This is a genomic window from Microcystis sp. M113S1, assembly GCF_020246945.1.
Classification (GTDB): Bacteria; Cyanobacteriota; Cyanobacteriia; order Cyanobacteriales; family Microcystaceae; genus Microcystis.
On record NZ_JADBSA010000344.1, the window covers coordinates 1 to 2,958 of the forward strand.

A 2,958-nucleotide genomic window follows, 5' to 3' on the forward strand; every position below is an offset into this window, starting at 1 on the left:
TGGTCGAGGGAATCAACAATAAACTTAAACTAATAAAACGAAGAGGCTATGGCTTTAGAAACTTTCGGAATTTTTGGGTTAGAAGTATGTTATCTTGGCATCTTGTCTGTTGATTTAGCATAAAGAGTAACGAAGAGCCTTCGGTTTTTTATCTGATTGTCTTAAAGGAGGAGTAGAAGAAGCTTGTGATGCGCGAGGTCGGGGCGGGTTTGAGCGTCTTCGTTCCCAGGGTCAGGAAGGAAGCATTGAATTTCAGATTTACCTAAAATGTCGGATGAATGCCCCCGCTAAATTTTTCGACAAGATACTCACCTTTGCGGGGGATGAAATCCGACCAGGATATTAACTGCAAAGCACGATTTTAATTCTACCATCTATGGGTAAACTGTGTTATAATTAAACTATCCAATGGTCGAGGATTGTTAAATGCTAGTCGTAGAAGCAAAGCTAAAAAACGGAACACCAGAGCAATATCAGAAACTTGATGTAGTCCCTAAGTACCTAAGCAAAATTAATTACACATTTCGATAAAGCTTTTGCCTTTTGCCTATTGCCTTTTGCCTATCCTAACCAAGAAATTAATTTTGCACGACTACTTAATAATCCTAGCAGGGGAGAAAGGGCGATGACTGCCTCCAGGATTTTATCGCCCCGTTTCATTAAGGATAATTGTTCATCGGCAGCCGACTCGAGGGCAAAGTGAAAAACCTCTGGATCTGGATTTTCTAAGCGCAGGGGAGCATAAAGATAGCTACCGATGGGGTGATTGCGGGAATCTCTGGCGACTTTTGCCGCCACATCCCAATTACGGATGGCCGATTCCATAATCCGGTTTAAAATCTGGCCTTCACTGAGGAGGGTGCGACTCCAAAACCAAATTCGTTCGATAATAGTGCTAAGAGCTAAAATAGACAGAAAAAGCAGCGGCCACATAGCCACTCCGCCTTTTTGGATTAAATCAGTTATACTCACGAGTTGTTTTGTCCCTCCTGGGCGATCGGGTAATGATTATAGTTTAAGGATTATAGTTTAAGATTTAGCTTAATCGATTGACATTTATAGTTCTCACGCTGACTTAGAATACAGGATGAGATGGGGCTTTTCAAGAGGCCTGAAGATGTGAATGGTGAACCTCAGTCCAGTCAAAAAATTCCTCGAAAAATAACCTCTAGACGACTCTGATCGGGGGTTTTTACAAAAATTTAGGGTTTAGCGGGTTTATACAAAGTTTCCCTCAGCAAACTATCCCTAACCCCTTTTCTAGATAGGAAAAGAGATTAGGGAATAACTGAACTTCCCCCGTATAAATATACTAGCTATGGCTCAAAGTCTTACAGAGCCTGAGTTAAAGCAATGTAATACTAATAAACTACTGGGTACAAACTCCTGAAATCCTTACGCAGACAGGGTTTGAGGCAAAATTTTTCAAATTTGACCCTTCGACCATTATAGCTTGTTTCCAGGCAGAAAACCATCAAAAACATGGCTACCGAGGGAATCGCTGACTCTAGAGATTAATGACACCATCTGTTACAATAAGGTTAGCGATCACTATACAGCCAACTCTACGGAATCGCTCTACTCTAGATACAGTCAACGGTACAGCCATTTTCAAAGGGAAAATGTACCCAGTAGCGTCTTTTCAATTTTTTCTGAGAAGCTCCAGGCAGTAAGGGTTTTGTTAATTTTTTAGTATTTCTGTATGGGGGAAGTCCAGGAATAACTGTCCTTAGTCAGTTTCAGGATTAATTTCTAATCCTTAATCTAGATGACAACGATACCAGTATTAACGAGAGTCGGCGCACCGGTGAGAGTGGCGATTTGAAGAGCGACGGAAGTAGCACCGCTACCGTCAGCATCAAAGAACAAAGCGCCATTAGTGGTGTTATAAATAAATCGTTGCGTGGCTGTGGTCGCTGCCGTGATTCCTGCACCAGAGATAAATTGAGCGGCAGCCAGGGCGCCGACGGCGAGTCCACCACCAAAACCAGTTCTAGAGACGGCAATCTGATCGTTTTCAGCGCTGACAAAATCAATCGAGTCAATGCCTTCATTAGGATTGTTGAAAATGAATTGATCGGCATTACCACCGCCGGTGAGGGTATCATTTCCTAGACCACCGGTGAGGGTATCGTTGCCAGCACCGCCATTGAGGAGATCTGCCGATACTCCTCCCAACAAACGGTCATTACCGCTACCCGCAGTCACTTGAAACCGCTCGATGCCTGTGTAAGCAACTTGATGACCAGTAGTGGAGATGACAGTAGCGGTTTGGCTGATATTAGTGGTGAGGCTAGAGTAGTCAACGATCAGAAGGTCGATGCTACCGCCACCGTCAGCAAAGTCAGTACCTAGACCTGTGCTGAGGGTGTCATTACCGTCACCACCGATCAGGCTGTCATTCCCAGCCCCCCCATTGATACTATCATTGCCGTTATCACCGATCAGGGTATCGTTGCCGGCGTTACCGATTAGAGTATCATCTAGAATCGCACCAAATAAGCTATCGTTGCCGCTACCCCCAGTCAAGTTAAAGCGCTCGATACTGGTGTAATTAACCTGATTGCTAGTGGTAGATATCTGATTGATTGTCTGAGTGATATCCGTAGTCAGAGTGGAGTAGTTAACGATCAGTAAATCACCGAGGTTTCCTCCTCCGTTTACTGTGTCAATCCCTAAGCCGGAGCTAATAGTGTCATTACCGTTGCCCCCAAGAAGAGAATCGTTACCATCACCACCACTAATGCTGTCATCCCCGTCATTACCGTTGAGGGTATCATTACCGGCATTACCGATCAGGGTATCGTTGAAACTACCACCGAACAGGTTATCGTTGCCATTACCCCCAGTCAGGTTAAATCTTTCGATATTTCTGTAGGAAATACTGTTACCACTGGTGGAAAAAGAGGTGGTAAATTGACGGATATCGGTGGTTAAACCTGAGTAATCGACTTCTAA

2 protein-coding genes and 2 pseudogenes are annotated in these 2,958 nt (G+C 44.1%); 2 read left to right on the forward strand and 2 right to left on the reverse strand.

The genetic code is table 11. From position 1 onward, the window contains the following. The coding region (locus tag IM319_RS17220) for a transposase (RefSeq protein ID WP_071784045.1) at nt 1–113 on the forward strand (113 nt) is incomplete at its 5' end. 23 nt (nt 114–136) lie between these two features. After that, nucleotides 137–268 (forward strand): annotated as a pseudogene (locus IM319_RS22635) (AAA family ATPase); the annotation flags it as partial. 299 nt (nt 269–567) lie between these two features. Here IM319_RS22635 and IM319_RS17225 read toward each other — a convergent pair. Further along, nucleotides 568–933 (reverse strand): annotated as a pseudogene (locus IM319_RS17225) (MotA/TolQ/ExbB proton channel family protein); the annotation flags it as partial. 831 nt (nt 934–1,764) lie between these two features. Continuing rightward, a partial coding sequence (locus IM319_RS17230; RefSeq protein ID WP_287736403.1) for a calcium-binding protein occupies nt 1,765–2,958 on the reverse strand: 1,194 nt, incomplete at its 5' end.